Source organism: Cronobacter turicensis (assembly GCF_041222865.1).
GTDB classification, from domain to species: domain Bacteria; phylum Pseudomonadota; class Gammaproteobacteria; order Enterobacterales; family Enterobacteriaceae; genus Cronobacter; species Cronobacter turicensis.
On the sequence record NZ_CP165997.1, the window covers coordinates 3,003,165 to 3,021,151 of the forward strand.

At 55.7% G+C, this 17,987-nt stretch carries 13 protein-coding genes and 7 tRNA genes; 18 read left to right on the top strand and 2 right to left on the bottom strand.

Features of this window, described 5'->3' with window-relative positions:
* Positions 1–114: 114 nt before the first annotated feature.
* Positions 115–2,067, bottom strand: a complete 1,953-nt coding sequence (gene nagE, locus AB8W27_RS14305; RefSeq protein ID WP_015740532.1) for a PTS N-acetyl glucosamine transporter subunit IIABC — start codon at positions 2,065–2,067, stop codon at positions 115–117.
* Between the two features lie 337 nt (positions 2,068–2,404).
* On the opposite strand from nagE, the gene nagB reads away from it, so the two are divergent.
* The 12 genes from nagB (at position 2,405) to AB8W27_RS14365 (ending at position 9,416) form a co-directional block, all read left to right on the top strand.
* Positions 2,405–3,205, top strand: a complete 801-nt coding sequence (gene nagB, locus AB8W27_RS14310; protein WP_015740530.1) for a glucosamine-6-phosphate deaminase — start codon at positions 2,405–2,407, stop codon at positions 3,203–3,205.
* A 21-nt stretch (positions 3,206–3,226) separates the two neighbouring features.
* A complete protein-coding gene (gene nagA / locus AB8W27_RS14315) occupies positions 3,227–4,375 on the top strand; it encodes an N-acetylglucosamine-6-phosphate deacetylase (protein WP_015740529.1) in 1,149 nt (382 codons plus the stop codon).
* An 8-nt stretch (positions 4,376–4,383) separates the two neighbouring features.
* Entirely contained in the window at positions 4,384–5,604 is a 1,221-nt protein-coding gene (locus AB8W27_RS14320) for an N-acetylglucosamine repressor (RefSeq protein WP_007768110.1), read from the top strand.
* Between the two features lie 62 nt (positions 5,605–5,666).
* Positions 5,667–6,419: an HAD-IIA family hydrolase gene (locus tag AB8W27_RS14325; RefSeq protein WP_007706733.1), complete on the top strand. Its 753-nt coding sequence runs from the start codon at positions 5,667–5,669 to the stop codon at positions 6,417–6,419.
* 297 nt (positions 6,420–6,716) lie between these two features.
* Complete coding sequence (gene asnB, locus AB8W27_RS14330; RefSeq protein ID WP_015740527.1) at positions 6,717–8,381, top strand: asparagine synthase B; 1,665 nt, start codon at positions 6,717–6,719, stop codon at positions 8,379–8,381.
* Positions 8,382–8,631: 250 nt separating this feature from the next.
* A tRNA-Met gene (locus AB8W27_RS14335) sits at positions 8,632–8,708 on the top strand.
* A gap of 8 nt (positions 8,709–8,716) precedes the next feature.
* Positions 8,717–8,801, top strand: a tRNA-Leu gene (locus tag AB8W27_RS14340).
* A 22-nt stretch (positions 8,802–8,823) separates the two neighbouring features.
* A tRNA-Gln gene (locus tag AB8W27_RS14345) sits at positions 8,824–8,898 on the top strand.
* 36 nt (positions 8,899–8,934) lie between these two features.
* Positions 8,935–9,009 (top strand) — tRNA-Gln (locus AB8W27_RS14350).
* Between the two features lie 30 nt (positions 9,010–9,039).
* Positions 9,040–9,116: transfer RNA gene (locus AB8W27_RS14355), tRNA-Met, on the top strand.
* Between the two features lie 61 nt (positions 9,117–9,177).
* Positions 9,178–9,251: transfer RNA gene (locus AB8W27_RS14360), tRNA-Gln, on the top strand.
* A gap of 90 nt (positions 9,252–9,341) precedes the next feature.
* Positions 9,342–9,416 (top strand) — tRNA-Gln (locus AB8W27_RS14365).
* Positions 9,417–9,650: 234 nt separating this feature from the next.
* Here AB8W27_RS14365 and ubiF read toward each other — a convergent pair.
* Positions 9,651–10,826: a 3-demethoxyubiquinol 3-hydroxylase gene (gene ubiF / locus AB8W27_RS14370; RefSeq protein ID WP_015740526.1), complete on the bottom strand. Its 1,176-nt coding sequence runs from the start codon at positions 10,824–10,826 to the stop codon at positions 9,651–9,653.
* Between the two features lie 145 nt (positions 10,827–10,971).
* On the opposite strand from ubiF, the gene miaB reads away from it, so the two are divergent.
* The 6 genes from miaB to AB8W27_RS14400 all read left to right on the top strand — a co-directional run bounded on the left by miaB (position 10,972) and on the right by AB8W27_RS14400 (position 17,917).
* Complete coding sequence (gene miaB / locus AB8W27_RS14375; protein ID WP_015740525.1) at positions 10,972–12,396, top strand: tRNA (N6-isopentenyl adenosine(37)-C2)-methylthiotransferase MiaB; 1,425 nt, start codon at positions 10,972–10,974, stop codon at positions 12,394–12,396.
* A 204-nt stretch (positions 12,397–12,600) separates the two neighbouring features.
* Positions 12,601–13,662 (top strand): PhoH family protein, encoded by a 1,062-nt coding sequence (locus AB8W27_RS14380; RefSeq protein WP_041923329.1) that lies wholly within the window; start codon positions 12,601–12,603, stop codon positions 13,660–13,662.
* Positions 13,659–14,126 carry an rRNA maturation RNase YbeY gene (ybeY, locus tag AB8W27_RS14385; protein ID WP_015740523.1) on the top strand — a complete coding sequence of 156 codons (468 nt, stop codon included), beginning with the start codon at positions 13,659–13,661 and terminating at the stop codon, positions 14,124–14,126. Before AB8W27_RS14380 ends, ybeY begins: the two co-directional genes overlap by 4 nt.
* Positions 14,127–14,228: 102 nt before the next feature.
* The gene (gene corC / locus AB8W27_RS14390; protein ID WP_007699505.1) at positions 14,229–15,104 is read left to right on the top strand and encodes a CNNM family magnesium/cobalt transport protein CorC; all 876 of its coding nucleotides are present in this window, start codon (positions 14,229–14,231) and stop codon (positions 15,102–15,104) included.
* Positions 15,105–15,108: 4 nt separating this feature from the next.
* Complete coding sequence (gene lnt / locus AB8W27_RS14395; protein ID WP_015740522.1) at positions 15,109–16,650, top strand: apolipoprotein N-acyltransferase; 1,542 nt, start codon at positions 15,109–15,111, stop codon at positions 16,648–16,650.
* 361 nt (positions 16,651–17,011) lie between these two features.
* Positions 17,012–17,917, top strand: a complete 906-nt coding sequence (locus AB8W27_RS14400; protein WP_041923328.1) for an amino acid ABC transporter substrate-binding protein — start codon at positions 17,012–17,014, stop codon at positions 17,915–17,917.
* The last annotated feature ends 70 nt before the right edge of the window (positions 17,918–17,987 follow it).

Sequence of the window (17,987 nt, forward strand, 5' to 3'; positions counted from 1 at the left end):
CTCAGTGTCCGCTACCCTACATGGCGTTAAGTGGCGCGCGCCAGCCCCAAAAAAAGGCGAAAAAAAACGGCGGGAGTGTTCCCCCGCCGTTCAGGCATAACAACTCAGAAGCGATTATTTGCCTTTAATTTCATACAGCGCGCTCTGGCCTGCAACCACCGCGCCCTGCGCCTGGATAACCAGCCCGCCGAAGTCATCGATGTTGCTGCATACAACCGGGCTGACCATCGAACGGGCGTTGGCGTTCAGGTAGTCCAGATCGAGTTCCAGTACCGGCTGGCCCGCCGTCACCTGCGCGCCCTCTTCCACCAGGCGTTTAAAGCCCTGGCCGTTCAGCGCGACGGTATCAATCCCCATGTGTACCACGATCTCTGCGCCGTTTTCAGTTTCCAGGCAGAACGCATGGTTGGTGTTGAAGATTTTCACGATAGTCCCGGCCGCCGGCGCGACCACCAGTTTATCGGTGGGCTTGATAGCGACGCCATCGCCGACCGCTTTGCTGGCGAACGCTTCATCCGGCACCGCGTCGAGCGCGACCACTTCGCCCGTTACCGGCGAGACCAGCGCGGCGATGATTTTTGCATTCGCCACCGCCTGCGGCTTCATGACTGGTGCTGTGGGGACTGTCGGAGCGACACCCGCGGCGGTCGCTGGCACAGGGCCACGCGCCACTACTTTTTTCATTTCGTCGCCAATGGATTCCGCCTTCGCGCCCACAATAACCTGAATGGTTTGTTTGTTTAATTTCACCACGCCAGATGCGCCAAGACGTTTGCAGGCGGCATCGCTCACCAGGGCGGAGTCACCTACGGTCAGACGCAGACGGGTAATACAGGCATCAATCGCTTTCAGGTTTTCGCTACCGCCAACTGCGGCAATGTAGTTGGTCGCCAGTTGTTCCAGGCCTTCTTCGGTATTGCTGTTCGCTTCGTTGGTCACGAGCTCGCTTTCTTTGTCTTCGCGGCCAGGCGTTTTCAGGTTAAACATGCGAATAACCGCGCTGAACAGCAGGAAATAGATAACAAAGAACACCAGTCCCATGACCAGCAGCATCCAGACGTTTTTGCTGGCGGCAGGCAGGCTGTACATCAGGGCATAGTCAATCGCGCCTGCCGAGAAGGAAAAACCAGCATGGATGCCAAGCAGCGTCGCGACAAACAGGCTAATACCCGTCAACAGCGCGTGCAGCAGATAGAGCACCGGCGCCAGGAACATAAACAGGAATTCCAGCGGCTCGGTAACACCGGTCAGGAACGCCGTGATGGCAACGGACAAAAGCATACCGCCGACCATAGGACGACGCGCTTTCGGTGCGGCGAAGTACATCGCCAGCGCAGCGCCCGGCAGACCAAACATCATGATCGGGAAGAAGCCGGACATGAACATGCCAGCGGTGCCGTCACCCGCATAGAAGCGGTTGATATCGCCGTGGAATACCGTACCCGCAGCGTTGGTGAATTCGCCAATCTGGAACCATGCGATAGTGTTCAGCACCTGATGCAGGCCGGTCGGGATCAGCAGACGGTTAATAAAGCCAAAGATACCGGAGCCCAGCGCGCCTGCAGAAACGATCCACTCGCCGCCTGCATGAATTCCATGCTGCACGGGCGGCCAGACATAGCCAAAAATGGCGGCCAGCACCAGGCAGAAGAAACCGGTTGCGATCGGCACGAAACGTTTGCCGCCGAAGAAGCTCAGGAAGTCAGGCAGCTTAATACCCGCCCAGCGGTTATAGACCGCACCGCCCACCAGACCCGTAATAATACCGGCCAGCACACCCATGTTAATTTCCGGGTTGATGGTCACCATCGCTTTGGTGAGAACAAAATAACCGACTGCGCCTGCAAGGGCCGCCGCGCCTGCGCTGTCTTTAGACCAGCTGGAGGCGACCCCAATGGCGAAGATTAACGCGAGGTTATCAAAAATCGCCCCGCCCGCCTGCGCGATAAAAGCAATGTTAAGCAAATCTGGCTGACCGAATCGCAGCAGTAGCGCCGCCACAGGCAGCACTGCGATAGGGAGCTGTAACGCTCTACCCAGCCGCTGGAAAAAACCTAAAATATTCATCCTATTCCCCCCTACGAGACCCCGACCTGGCTTCTTTGAAGCCGTTTTTTATTGTGCAACGTTCAATCAAAACGAGATGTTGTGAAACAACAGCATCAACTCTTCATCTGCGTTCAGTAGTGTGTGGAAGTTTAATTCGCCTCGCAAATTAAATGCATCTTTTCTGTGATTTTTATCACCAAATATCGTTATCAGGCAGCCTTTACTCTGGCTTACCTCGAAAACTTATTTTATCATTCAAAAATCGAGACGGATTGCTCCTGCTTTCAGCGAACGGGTATACCCTTACACTGTGAGTCGTTTAATCCGCTCCTGTTTCTAACTTCCGAGGTGAACAATGAGACTGATTCCGCTGGCTACGCCGCAGCAGGTTGGCAAATGGGCCGCCCGCCATATTGTTAAGCGCATTAACGATTTCAACCCCACCGCAGACCGCCCTTTCGTTCTGGGTCTTCCGACCGGCGGCACGCCGCTTGAAGCCTACAAAGCGCTGATTGAGATGCATAAAGCAGGCCAGGTCAGTTTCAAACATGTCGTGACGTTTAATATGGACGAATATGTTGGCCTGACGAAAGATCATCCCGAAAGCTACCACAGCTTCATGTACCGCAATTTCTTCGAGCACGTTGATATTCCAGAAGAAAATATCAATCTGCTGGATGGCAACGCGCCGGATATTGACGCAGAATGCCGCCGCTATGAAGAAAAAATTCGCGCTTACGGCAAAATTCATCTTTTTATGGGCGGCGTCGGCAACGACGGTCATATCGCGTTTAACGAGCCCGCCTCTTCTCTGGCCTCCCGCACGCGTATCAAAACATTGACGCACGACACCCGTGTGGCGAACTCGCGTTTCTTTGGCGGCGATGTGAATCAGGTGCCAAAATACGCGCTCACCGTGGGCGTCGGCACCCTGCTGGACGCGCAGGAAGTCATGATTCTGGTGCTGGGCCACGTTAAGGCGCAGGCGCTGCAGGCGGCGGTAGAAGGCAACGTCAACCATATGTGGACCATCAGCTGTCTGCAGCTGCACCCGAAAGCGGTTATCGTGTGCGATGAGCCTTCCACCATGGAACTGAAAGTGAAGACGCTGAAATACTTCACCGAGCTCGAAGCTGAAAATATCAAAGATCTTTAAGGACTGGTTACCGGGGGCATTATGTACGCTTTAACCCACGGCCGGGTTTACACCGGCCACGACATTCTGGATGACCACGCGATTGTTATCGCCGATGGCCTGATTGAGCGCCTCTGCCCGCTGGCTGAACTGCCGGCAGGCATTGAGCAGCGCGATATGGGCGGCGCCATTATCGCCCCCGGTTTTATCGACGTGCAGCTCAATGGCTGCGGCGGCGTGCAGTTCAACGATACCGCCGAGGCCGTATCCATAGAAACGCTGGAGATCATGCAAAAAGCCAACGAGAAATCGGGCTGCACCAGCTATCTGCCAACCCTCATTACCTGTAGCGACGCGCTGATGAAACAGGGCGTGCGCGTGATGCGTGAATACCTGGCGCGTCATCAGAACCAGGCGCTGGGCCTGCACCTTGAAGGCCCGTGGCTGAACATCGTTAAGAAAGGCACGCATAACCCGGATTATGTGCGCCAGCCGGACGCGCAGCTGGTCGATTTCCTGTGCGAAAACGCCGACGTGATTACCAAAATCACCCTCGCGCCGGAAAAAGTCTCGCCGGACGTTATCGAAAAACTGACCGCCGCAGGCATCGTTGTATCCGCCGGGCACTCTAACGCGACGCTTAAAGAGGCGAAAAAAGGCTTCCGCGCCGGCATCCGCTTCGCCACGCATCTGTTCAATGCCATGCCTTACATCACCGGTCGCGAGCCAGGGCTGACGGGCGCTATTTTTGACGAGCCGGATGTCTGGTGCGGCATTATCGCCGATGGCCTGCATGTCGATTTCGCCAATGTGCGACTTGCGAAAAAAGTCAAAGGCGACAAGCTGTGTCTGGTGACGGACGCGACGGCGCCTGCGGGTGCCAATATTGATGAGTTCATTTTTGCTGGCAAAACAATATACTACCGTAACGGCCTGTGCGTGGATGAAAACGGCACCCTGAGCGGCTCGGCGCTGACCATGATAGAAGGCGTGCGCAACCTGGTGGAGCATGTCAATATCGCGCTGGACGAAGCGCTGCGTATGGCGACGCTGTATCCGGCCCGCGCCATGGGCGTGGCGCACCGGCTTGGCAGCATTGAAGCGGGCAAGGTGGCGAACCTGACTGCCTTTACCCGCGATTATAAAATCATCAAGACCATCGTTAATGGTAACGAGGTCGTTACTGAGTAAATAAAGGCATGACGACTGGCGGACAGGCTCAAATTGGCAACGTTGATCTCGTAAAACAGCTTAACAGCGCAGCGGTTTATCGTCTTATCGACCAGCAGGGTCCGATATCGCGCATCCAGATAGCCGAACAGAGCCAGCTTGCGCCCGCCAGCGTCACCAAAATTACCCGCCAGCTTATTGAGCGCGGTCTGATTAAAGAAGTCGATCAGCAGGCCTCGACAGGGGGCCGCCGCGCTATCTCAATCGTTACCGAAACCCGGCATTTTCAGGCCGTTGGCGTGCGCCTTGGTCGCCATGACGCCACGCTGACGCTCTTCGATCTGAGCAGTAAAGTGCTCGCGGAAGAACATTTTCCCCTGCCCGAACGCACCCAGGAAACGCTGGAACATGCGCTACTGAACATCATCGCGCAGTTTATCGACGCCTGGCAGCGTAAAATCCGCGAGCTTATCGCCGTGTCGGTGATCCTGCCGGGGCTGGTGGACCCGGAAAGCGGCGTCATCCGCTACATGCCGCATATCAATGTTGAAAACTGGCCGCTGGTTGACGCGCTGCAAAAGCGTTTTAACGTCGCCTGTTTTGTGGGGCACGATATCCGCAGCCTGGCGCTGGCAGAGCACTACTTCGGTGCAACGCGCGACTGCGAAGACTCTATTCTGGTGCGCGTTCACCGCGGCACTGGCGCGGGGATTATCTCTAACGGACGCATATTTATCGGCCGTAACGGCAACGTCGGCGAGATTGGTCACATCCAGGTCGATCCGCTGGGGGAGCGCTGCCACTGCGGTAATTTCGGGTGTCTGGAGACCGTTGCCGCCAACGCCGCCATTGAACAGCGCGTGCGTCAGTTACTGGAGCAGGGCCACCCGAGCCGTCTGACGCAGGACGAATGCAATATCAAAGCTATTTGCAAAGCCGCAAACCGGGGCGATGCGCTGGCCTGCGAAGTGGTGGAGCGCGTCGGCCGCCAGCTCGGCAAAACCATTGCTATCGCCATTAACCTGTTTAACCCGCAAAAAGTGGTTATCGCCGGTGAGATTGTTGAAGCGCAGAAAGTGCTCCTGCCCGCGATCGAAAGCTGCATCAACACGCAATCCCTGAAAGCGTTTCGTAAAAACCTGCCGGTAGTGCCTTCGCAACTCGATCACCGCTCGGCTATCGGCGCGTTTGCGCTGGTAAAACGCGCCATGCTTAACGGGTTGTTATTACAGCGTTTGCTGGAAAGTTAACGAGTGACTGTGGCGATTTGCGCTATAGTTACGCCTTTCTGTTCCCTGAGCCAGAGTAGTCCATGACCATTCAGAACGTAATTTGTGATATCGATGGCGTGCTGATGCACGATAACGTTGCGGTGCCCGGCGCCAGCGAATTCCTGACCGGCATCCTTGAAAAAGGGTTTCCGCTGGTTCTGCTGACCAACTACCCGTCCCAGACTGGCCAGGATCTGGCTAACCGTTTCGCCTCGGCCGGGATCGACGTGCCGGACAGCGTGTTTTACACCTCCGCGATGGCGACGGCGGATTTCCTGCGTCGTCAGGAAGGCAAGAAAGCCTATGTGGTCGGCGAAGGGGCACTCATCCACGAGCTGTATAAAGCAGGCTTCACGATTACCGACATCAATCCTGATTTCGTTATCGTGGGCGAAACCCGCTCCTATAACTGGGAGATGATGCATAAGGCCGCCTTTTTCGTCGCCAATGGCGCGCGCTTTATCGCCACCAACCCGGATACCCACGGGCGCGGCTTTTATCCGGCCTGCGGCGCGCTGTGCGCGGGCATCGAGAAAATTTCAGGGCGCAAGCCGTTTTATGTCGGCAAGCCGAGCCCCTGGATTATCCGCGCAGCCCTGAACAAAATGCAAGCCCACTCCGAGCATACTGTGATTGTGGGCGATAACCTGCGCACTGATATTCTGGCTGGCTTCCAGGCAGGCCTGGAAACCATTCTGGTGCTGTCGGGCGTCTCGACCATTAATGATATTGACGCGATGCCATTCCGGCCGAGCTGGATTTATCCCTCCGTCGCCGAAATCGACGTTATCTGAACCTGACGGCCATTAGCGATGGCCGTTTTTTTGTGTCTCCCATACAACCTCAATTTAATAAAATCGCGATTTTTTTGCCGATTCGTTAAAAACCACCCCGCTTTAGTGACCGTTTTTAAGTTTTCGCTAACGCTCGTTGAACTATTTATGGCTCACGCGCTAAAACGCTTGCACAACCTGCACCCTTTGCGGCATTTTCTTAATCAACGACAGAGGCCGAAGCGAATAAATTGCATAAACCGCAACGCCTCGCAGACAGACAACACAACATTACCGCCAGGGTTAACGGAGTTCTCTATGTGTTCTATTTTTGGTGTGCTGGATATCAAAACCGACGCGGTCGAACTGCGTAAAAAAGCGCTTGAGCTGTCGCGCCTGATGCGCCACCGCGGCCCGGACTGGTCCGGCGTCTTCGCCAGCGACAAAGCGATCCTCGCGCATGAACGGCTCTCCATCGTGGACGTCAACGCAGGCGCGCAGCCGCTCTACAACACTGAGAAAACGCACGTGCTGGCCGTTAACGGCGAAATCTATAACCATCAGGCGCTGCGCGCGGAATATGGCGAGCGTTTCCAGTTCCAGACCGGCTCTGACTGCGAAGTCATCCTCGCGCTGTATCAGGAAAAAGGCCCGGAGTTTCTGGACGAGTTGCAGGGCATGTTCGCCTTCGTGCTTTATGACAGCGAAAAAGACGCGTACCTGATTGGCCGCGATCATATCGGCATTATTCCGCTTTATATGGGCCACGATGAACACGGCAACTTTTATGTCGCCTCCGAAATGAAATCGCTGGTGCCGGTCTGCCGCACTATCAAAGAGTTCCCGGCGGGCAGCTACCTGTGGAGCCAGGACGGCGAAATTCGCCAGTACTATCAGCGTGACTGGTTTGACTATGACGCGGTGAAAGATAACGTGACGGACAAAGCGGAGCTGCGCCAGGCCCTGGAAGATGCGGTTAAAAGCCATCTGATGTCTGACGTGCCTTACGGCGTGCTGCTCTCCGGCGGCCTGGATTCTTCGGTCATTTCCGCCATTACCAAGAAATTCGCGGCGCGCCGCGTGGAAGATCAGGAGCGCTCCGAAGCCTGGTGGCCGCAGCTGCACTCCTTTGCCGTTGGCCTTGAAGGCTCGCCGGATCTGAAAGCCGCGCAGGAAGTCGCCAACCATCTCGGCACGGTACACCATGAAATTCACTTTACCGTGCAGGAAGGACTCGATGCGATCCGCGACGTGATTTACCACATCGAAACCTATGACGTGACCACGATTCGCGCCTCAACCCCGATGTATTTGATGTCCCGTAAAATCAAAGCGATGGGCATCAAAATGGTGCTTTCCGGCGAAGGTTCAGACGAAGTGTTCGGCGGCTATCTTTACTTCCATAAAGCGCCGAACGCGAAAGAGCTGCATGAAGAGACCGTCCGCAAGTTGCAGGCGCTGCATATGTTTGACTGCGCGCGTGCGAACAAAGCGATGTCGGCCTGGGGCGTTGAGGCGCGCGTGCCGTTCCTCGATAAGAAATTCCTTGATGTGGCGATGCGTATCAACCCGCAGGATAAAATGTGCGGCAACGGCAAGATGGAAAAACATATCCTGCGTGAATGTTTTGAATCTTATTTGCCGGCGAGCGTGGCATGGCGTCAGAAAGAGCAATTCTCCGACGGCGTGGGCTATAGCTGGATTGATACCCTGAAAGAAGTGGCGGCGAAACAGATTTCCGATCAGCAGCTGGAAACCGCGCGCTTCCGCTTCCCGTATAACACGCCAGCGTCGAAAGAAGCGTATCTCTACCGCGAGATCTTCGAAGAGTTGTTCCCGGTGCCGAGTGCGGCGGAGTGCGTGCCTGGCGGGCCGTCCGTCGCCTGCTCTTCCGCGAAAGCTATCGAATGGGACGAAGCGTTTAAAACCATGAACGATCCGTCAGGCCGTGCGGTGGGCGTACACCAGTCTGCCTATAAATAAGCAACGCCAGAAAACAGACAACGGGCCTGCGGGCCCGTTTTTTATTGGCGCAAAGAAGCGCAGACAGTACCGTTGTTTCTGTTGAATTAGGGGATAATTCGCCTGGAATCGACGAATATTGCATCAAGCTGTTCGCAAGCTAGTCAAACAGTCACTTTACGTCGATTTTCGCCAAAAAAGGTGTTGACGCTTCCAGGCCCAATACGCATAATGCGCCCCGCAACGCCGATAAGGTAACGCGAAAAAAGATGGCTACGTAGCTCAGCTGGTTAGAGCACATCACTCATAATGATGGGGTCACAGGTTCGATTCCCGTCGTAGCCACCATCTTTTTTGCGGGAGTGGCGAAATTGGTAGACGCACCAGATTTAGGTTCTGGCGCCGCAAGGTGTGCGAGTTCAAGTCTCGCCTCCCGCACCACTTCGTAATTGCGTTGCACGGATGGGGTATCGCCAAGCGGTAAGGCACCGGTTTTTGATACCGGCATTCCCTGGTTCGAATCCAGGTACCCCAGCCATATTTCTTCGACTTTTGCGTATCACGCAGTGGTCGTTGGGGTATCGCCAAGCGGTAAGGCACCGGTTTTTGATACCGGCATCCCCTGGTTCGAATCCAGGTACCCCAGCCAGTCGTTATAACTGGTAAAGCAGTAAAACTTGGCTACGTAGCTCAGCTGGTTAGAGCACAGCACTCATAATGCTGGGGTCACAGGTTCGATTCCCGTCGTAGCCACCATATTTAAAGCGTCTTGCATTTTTAATGCGGGATGCGCGAAGTAAACTTCGCAAGAGTTTCTTGGGGTGTCGCCAAGCGGTAAGGCAGCGGATTCTGATTCCGCCATCCGGGGTTCGAATCCCTGCACCCCAGCCACTTTGAAGAAGCGGTTGGCAAGAAGCTAAACGCACAGGTTAAAGGTTCTTTGTTTCTTCCTTTAACTGACAATTCAGCACCAACATTTGTTGGGGTATCGCCAAGCGGTAAGGCAGTGGATTCTGATTCCACCATTCCGAGGTTCGAATCCTCGTACCCCAGCCACTCTTTAAAAGCCTGCTTTTGCAGGCTTTTTTCTTTTCTGCTCCCATCCTTCCCTCTTTTATACCGTGTTGCGAAGTACGCTTTGCTATTTAGTCCGGTCGCGCCCAGTAAAAAGGCCCGCACAGGCGGGCCTTTTCTCTGCTCTGAACACACTAACCGGTGCAAAGCGATAACGACGCAAACATGCCGGTCATCTCTTTTGTACAGATTAATGAGCATGTTGTAACTAAGTCGTTATAATCCGAGCGCATACCGCAGCGCCTGACGCTTCAAAATGCCTGAGCGCTGGGCGGCGATCAGCCCTAAATTGCGCAGCACGCGCAGCGGTTTCATTTTCGCGGTAAACCCCGCATGGAAGAGATCCATACCACTTTGCATCAGCAGGTTATCCGGCATGCGGCGGCGCTGATAGCGCTTCAGTACCGCGCCAGAGGCCCAGTCTTCCGCTGCATTGCGCGCATCGATCACCACCTTCAGCAGCGCATCGACATCGCGATAGCCGAGATTGACCCCCAGCCCCGCCAGCGGATGAATGGTATGCGCGGCATCGCCAATCAGCGCGACGCCTGGCGACACATAACGCAGCGCATGACGGCGCACCAGCGGAAACGCGCCACAGGCGACTGGCGTCACGCGGCCAAGCCGGGCCGGAAACGCCGCCGCGATTTCATGGCCGAGCTGCGTCATGTTCATCGCCTGAAGCTGACGGACGCGCGCCGGACGGTCATACCAGACCAGCGACGCCCGGTTATCAAAGAGCGGCAAAAACGCATGCGGCCCGTTGGGGGTGAAGTGCTGCCAGGTGCTGTCGCCGGGCGGCTGCTCGCATTCCACGCTGATAAGCAGGCATGACTGCTGATACTGCCAGGCGTTAACGCCGATGCCTGCCCATTTGCGTACCTGCGAACTCGCGCCGTCCGCACCGACAACCAGACGCGCCTGCACCGTGTCGCCATTATCGAACTTCAGCTCGTGGCCATTTTGCGATGGCATCATTTGCGTGAGCGTCGCCGGACACAGCAACGTGACCGCCGGATGCGCCTCCAGCGCCTCCCACAGCGCGCGTTGCAGCACGCTGTTTTCCACCATATAACCAAGTTCGGGCAGTTGCAGTTCATCAGCGCTGAACTCAACCCGCGCTTCGTTCCACTCCCAGGTTTCGAGGCGGCGATAAGGATGCGCGCGCATCTCCAGCACGCGTTGCCAGACACCCAGTCCGCGCAGCAGATCCACTGACGCGCAGCTGATCGAGGAGATCCGCACGTCCGGCGGGTTTTGCGGCGAAAACGGCGGCGGCGCGGCATGCTCCACGACGGCCACCCGAAAACCATTTTGCGCAAGGCCAAGCGCGGCGGCGGCGCCTACCATGCCACCGCCGACGACGGCGACTTCAATAGGTTGATTTGTCATGGTCATTTTATCCTTAAGCAATCTCCCTTCAGTTTACCGGATTTTTCGCCGCCTGACGTCTTTGCCTCGCCACTGGTCACGAACCCGTCAAAGCATTACAATACGCGGCCAAAATGAGTGGCTTTAACTGAGCAATGGCAAGTCAATGACAAAAAAACTCCATATTAAAACCTGGGGCTGTCAGATGAACGAGTACGATTCATCGAAGATGGCCGATCTGCTGGAAACCACGCACGGCTTTACGCTGACCGACGTGGCGGAAGAAGCAGATATTCTGCTGCTGAATACCTGCTCGATCCGCGAGAAGGCACAGGAGAAGGTTTTCCATCAGTTAGGTCGCTGGAAAACGTTAAAGGAAAAGAACCCGGATGTGATTATCGGCGTGGGCGGCTGTGTGGCGTCCCAGGAAGGTGACCATATTCGCGATCGTGCCCGCTACGTCGACATCATTTTCGGGCCTCAGACCCTGCACCGCCTGCCGGAAATGATCAATCAGGTGAAAGGCACCCGCAGCCCGGTCGTGGACATCAGCTTCCCGGAAATCGAAAAATTCGATCGTCTGCCTGAACCGCGCGCGGATGGCCCGACGGCATTCGTTTCCATTATGGAAGGCTGCAACAAATACTGCACCTATTGCGTGGTTCCGTATACCCGCGGTGAAGAGGTCAGTCGTCCGGGCGATGACATCGTACTGGAGATCGCGCAGCTCGCCGCCCAGGGCGTGCGTGAAGTTAACCTGCTGGGGCAGAACGTGAACGCCTGGCGCGGTGAAAACTATGACGGCACTACCGGCACGTTCGCCGACCTGCTGCGTCTGGTCGCGGCGATTGACGGCATCGACCGCATCCGCTTCACCACCAGCCACCCGATCGAATTTACCGATGACATCATCGAAGTCTATCGCGACACGCCGGAGCTGGTGAGCTTCCTGCATCTGCCGGTACAGAGCGGCTCCGACCGCGTGCTGAACATGATGGGACGCACCCACACGGCGCTGGAATATAAAGCCATTATCCGCAAGCTGCGCGCCGCGCGTCCGGATATCCAGATTAGCTCCGATTTCATCGTCGGCTTCCCTGGCGAAACCCAGCAGGATTTCGAGCAGACCATGAAGCTGATTGCCGACGTGAATTTCGACATGAGCTACAGCTTTATTTTCTCCGCCCGTCCAGGCACCCCTGCCGCCGATATGGTGGACGACGTGCCGGAAGAAGAGAAAAAGCAGCGTCTGTATATCCTTCAGGAGCGCATCAACCAGCAGGCGATGGCCTGGAGCCGCCGTATGCTCGGCACCACCCAGCGCATTCTGGTGGAAGGCACGTCGCGTAAGAGCATCATGGAGCTTTCGGGGCGCACCGAAAACAACCGCGTGGTGAACTTCGAAGGCGCGCCGGAGATGGTCGGTAAATTTGTCGATGTGGAAATCACCGAAGTGTTCCCAAACTCGCTGCGCGGTAAGGTTATCCGCACCGAGGAAGAGATGGGCCTGCGCGTGGTGGAATCACCAGAATCGATTATCGCCCGCACCCGTAAAGAAAACGAACTCGGCGTCGGGATTTTCCAGCCATAATCTGCTCTCTCACGTATGCCGCCCCGGCGCGGCATACGCTTATTTTTACACCATCCGTGCTTGTATTCTGAAGGCGTCACCCAAATATCCGGGTTGTCGCTTGCGCCTTTTTCCCTCGCCGTGAATAATTTCTCTCAGGCCCTGAGAAAATCAGCAGGCATTTTTATTCACCTTAACTGGCCCTGAGTGACCAAGAGGACAAGTTTGAATATCGAAACTCGTGAATTTACGCTGGAACCGGCAGACAACGCTCGTCTGCTTAGCCTCTGTGGACCCTTTGATGACAACATCAAACAGCTTGAACGCCGCCTCGGTATCGAAATCGCCCGTCGCGACAACCACTTTAAACTAACCGGTCGCACCCTTTGCGTCAGCGCGGCGGCGGATATTCTGCGTAACCTTTACGTCGATACCGCGCCAATGCGCGGCGAAATCAAAGAGATCGAGCCGGAACAAATTCATCTGGCCATTAAAGAATTTCGCGTGCTGGAACAGAGCGCCGAAAGCGTGCCGGAGTACGGCAAAGCGGTCAATATCAAGACCAAACGCGGCGTGATTAAACCGCGCACGCCAAACCAGGCGCAGTACATCGCGAATATTCTCGACCACGATATCACCTTCGGTATTGGCCCTGCCGGTACGGGTAAAACGTATCTCGCGGTTGCGGCCGCCGTGGACGCGCTGGAGCGCCAGGAGATCCGTCGTATTCTGCTGACGCGTCCGGCGGTGGAAGCCGGTGAAAAACTGGGCTTCCTGCCAGGCGATCTCAGCCAGAAAGTCGACCCATACCTGCGCCCGCTGTATGACGCGCTGTTTGAGATGCTCGGCTTCGAGCGCGTGGAAAAGCTCATGGAGCGCAACGTGATTGAAGTCGCGCCGCTGGCATATATGCGCGGCCGCACGCTTAACGATGCATTCATCATTCTGGATGAGAGCCAGAACACCACCATCGAACAGATGAAGATGTTCCTGACCCGCATTGGCTTTAACTCTAAAGCGGTTATCACAGGCGACGTCACGCAGATTGACCTGCCAAGAAACCTGAAATCTGGTCTGCGCCACGCCATTGAAGTGCTCTCGGAAGTCGAAGAGATCAGCTTTAACTTCTTCCACAGCGAAGACGTGGTGCGTCACCCGGTGGTTGCGCGTATCGTTACCGCCTATGAAGCCTGGGAAGAAGCTGACCAGAAACGGAAAGCCGAACAGGCCGCAGAACGTAAACGTGAAGCCCAGGCGCTGGCCGCTGGCGCGCAGGAGAGTAAATGAGCCAGGTTATCCTTGATTTGCAGGTGGCCTGCGAAGACACCTCCGGTTTGCCGGACGAGGCGCAGTTTCAGACATGGCTGAATGCCGTCGTGCCGCAATTTCAGGAAGAATCAGAAGTCACGGTGCGTCTGGTGGATGAAGCGGAAAGTCATGACTTAAATCTGACTTATCGTGGTATGGACAAACCCACCAACGTGCTGTCGTTCCCGTTCGAAGCGCCGCCTGGCATCGAGATGCCGCTGCTTGGCGATCTGATCATCTGTCGTCAGGTGGTGGAGCGCGAAGCGCGTGAACAGGAAAAGCCGTTGGCAGCCCACTGGGCGCACATGGTGGTGCATGGCAGCCTGCATCTTTTGGGTTATGACCATATCGAGGATGACGAAGCCGAAGAGATGGAAGGCATCGAAACCGAGATAATGCTTGCCCTGGGCTTTGACGATCCGTACATTGCCGAGAAAGCGTAATCTGTGCGGCGCTCCGTTGCCGCCAGTGATTTCTACCGCCGCGGCGTGCCTTTTCCGCCGCGAGCGATACATCAACCAACATGAGAACCCTGAACTAACGCCATGAGCGACGACAACTCACACAGTAGCGACTCACTTAATAAAAAGGGATTTTTCTCCCTCCTCTTAAGCCAGCTGTTCCACGGTGAACCGAAAAACCGTGACGAACTGCTTGAGCTTATCCGTGATTCCGAGCAAAACGAGCTTATCGACCAGGATACGCGCGACATGCTCGAAGGGGTAATGGATATTGCCGACCAGCGCGTCCGCGACATCATGATCCCCCGCTCTCAGATGGTCACCCTGAAACGCAACCAAAGCATCGATGAATGTCTCGACGTCATTATCGAATCGGCGCATTCGCGTTTTCCGGTGATCAGCGAAGATAAAGATCACATTGAAGGGATTTTGATGGCCAAGGATCTGCTGCCTTTTATGCGCAGCGATGCCGAAGCCTTCAGCATGGATAAAGTGCTGCGCCCGGCGGTTGTCGTGCCGGAAAGCAAACGGGTTGACCGGATGCTGAAAGAGTTCCGCTCCCAGCGTTATCACATGGCTATCGTGATTGACGAATTCGGCGGCGTATCCGGGCTCGTGACTATCGAAGATATTCTGGAGCTCATCGTCGGCGAAATCGAAGATGAATACGACGACGAAGAAGATATCGATTTCCGTCAGCTCAGCCGCCACACCTGGACCGTGCGTGCGCTGGCGTCCATTGAAGATTTTAACGACACCTTCGGCACCCAGTTCAGCGATGAAGAAGTCGATACCATCGGCGGTCTGGTGATGCAGGCATTCGGACACCTGCCTGCGCGCGGAGAAACCATCGACATTGATGGTTACCAGTTTAAAGTTGCCATGGCGGACAGCCGTCGTATTATCCAGGTCCACGTCAGAATGCCGGAAAACTCGCCGCAGCCTAAACTGGAAGACTAATGGAATGGCTCTTGCCTCAATGATTGAACGCCAGCGCGTGCGTCTGCTGCTGGCGCTGCTTTTCGGTGCCAGCGGAACGCTGGCCTTTTCCCCTTACGATTTCTGGCCCGCCGCCCTCGTTTCACTGATGGGCCTGCAGGGGCTTACCCTTAACCGTCGCCCGATGCAAAGCGCCGGGATTGGCTTCTTCTGGGGGCTTGGTCTTTTCGGCAGCGGCGTGAACTGGGTCTATGTCAGCATCGCCCAGTTCGGCGGAATGCCTGGGCCGGTTAACGTGGCGCTGGTGATTCTCCTCGCCGCGTATCTGTCGCTTTATACCGGTCTGTTCGCTGGCGTGCTGGCGCGTCTGTGGCCGAAAACCAGCTGGCTGCGCATGGCCGTCGCCGCGCCGGTCGTCTGGCATCTGACCGAGTTTTTACGCGGCTGGGTGCTGACAGGCTTCCCGTGGCTCCAATTTGGCTACAGCCAGATTGATGGCCCGCTGAAAGGCCTGGCGCCGGTCATGGGCGTTGAAGCCATCACCTTCTTACTGATGGCTGTCAGCGGCCTGCTGGTACTGGCGATGGCGCATCGCGCCTGGAAACCCGCCGTCTGCGCGCTCGTGCTGTTCGCACTGCCCTTCCCGCTGCGCTATATCCAGTGGTATCAGCCGCATGCCGAACGCGCGATAAACGTCGCCCTGGTGCAGGGCAATATTCCGCAGTCGATGAAGTGGGATGAGCGCGAGCTGATGAATACGCTGCGTATTTATCTTAACGCCACGCGTGAGCAGCTCGGTAAAGCCGGGCTGGTTATCTGGCCGGAATCCGCCATCCCCGATTTAGAGAGCAACCAGCAGCAGTTCCTGCACGATCTCGACACCGTGCTGCGCGATAGCGACGCGACGCTGATAACAGGCGTGGTGGATGCGCGTCTTAACGAGAAAAACCGTTACGACACGTACAACACCATTATTACGCTCGGCGCCAGTACGCCATATAGCTACAACTCCGCCAATCGCTACCATAAAAACCATCTGGTGCCGTTTGGCGAGTTTGTGCCGCTGGAATCGATTCTGCGTCCGCTGGCGCCGTTCTTCGACCTGCCGATGTCTTCTTTCAGCCGCGGTCCGTATATGCAACCGCAGTTACAGGCGCATGGCATGAAGCTCACGGCGGCTATCTGCTATGAAATCATTCTGGGCGAACAGGTGCGCGATAACTTCCGCCCGGATACCGACTTCCTGCTGACTATCTCGAACGACGCCTGGTTCGGCCACTCTATCGGCCCGTGGCAGCATTTCCAGATGGCGCGCATGCGTGCGCTGGAGCTGGCGCGTCCGCTGCTGCGCAGCACCAATAACGGCGTTACGGCCGTCATTGATGCCAACGGCAACGTTCAGGCGATTATCCCGCAGTTCACTCGCGAGGTGTTAAACGCCGCCGTCACGCCCACCAGCGGGCTTACGCCGTATGCCCGCTTTGGCAATGCCACAATCTGGATAATCGTCGCGCTGGGTGGTTTTGTCTCTGTGCTGATGAGCCTCGGCAGGCGCAGACGTTCATAACTTGCCGTAACATCCCTGCTAAAAAGGTCAGCTATGCTGGCCTTTTTCTTTTCTGGCACACGATTTGCTTTAGTTAATCCAATGATTTAGCTGAAACGCCTTATCGGGCGAGGCAGGCGTGTTATATGCACCAGCAGCGATCTTTTGCGGCACCACTTTAGTGCAACACCGCATTTTTGCCTCTAATTGGTGCGGCGCGCTTCGCAAAAATAAACAAATTCACAGCAAATTATTTACATCCAGCCAGGCTAAATGGTACCAACACGGTACTAACGCTGCTGGCGGGACGGCAGGATATAACAACACACATTCACAATTGGGTATCAATGGCGTTTCTGGCGCCGCGATAAAGGAGTTGGATATGCAGTTACGTAAACTGACCGCAGCAATGCTGGTAATGGGTCTGAGCGCAGGTCTGGCCCATGCGGAAGACGCAAGCGGCGGTCAAAGCACGCTGGATAAAATCAAAGCTAACGGCGTTATCGTCGTCGGCCATCGCGAATCCTCAGTTCCTTTCTCCTATTACGACAACCAGCAAAAAGTGGTCGGCTATTCGCAGGATTACTCCAACGCTATCGTTGAAGCCGTGAAGAAACAGCTCAACAAGCCGGATTTACAGGTCAAAATGATCCCGATTACGTCGCAGAACCGCATCCCGCTGCTGCAAAACGGCACCTTTGATTTCGAATGCGGCTCCACCACCAATAACCTGGAGCGCCAGAAACAGGCCGCGTTCTCTGACACCATTTTCGTCGTGGGCACCCGCCTGCTGGTGAAAAAAGGCGGGCCGATTAAAGATTTCCCGGACCTGAAAGGCAAGGCGGTCGTCGTGACCTCCGGCACCACTTCGGAAGTGTTGCTGCATAAGCTTAACGACGAGAAGAAAATGGATATGCGTATCATCAGCGCCAAAGATCACGGCGACTCCTTCCGCACGCTGGAAAGCGGCCGAGCGGTGGCGTTTATGATGGATGACGCCCTGCTGGCGGGCGAACGTGCGAAAGCGAAGAAACAGGATAACTGGGAAATCGTCGGCACGCCGCAATCCAAAGAAGCCTACGGCTGCATGTTGCGTAAAGGCGACGAGTCATTCAAAAAACTGGTAGACGATACTATCGCCCAGGCGCAGACCTCCGGCGAAGCGGCGAAATGGTTTGATAAGTGGTTTAAAAACCCGATTCCGCCGAAAAATCTTAACCTGAACTTTGAGCTTTCCGACGACATGAAAGCCCTGTTCAAAGAGCCTAACGATAAAGCGCTTAACTAATTACAACCATTAAGGGGCGGGTCACCCTGCCCTCATGATTGAAGAAGCAAGCCCGGACAGACTATACGCC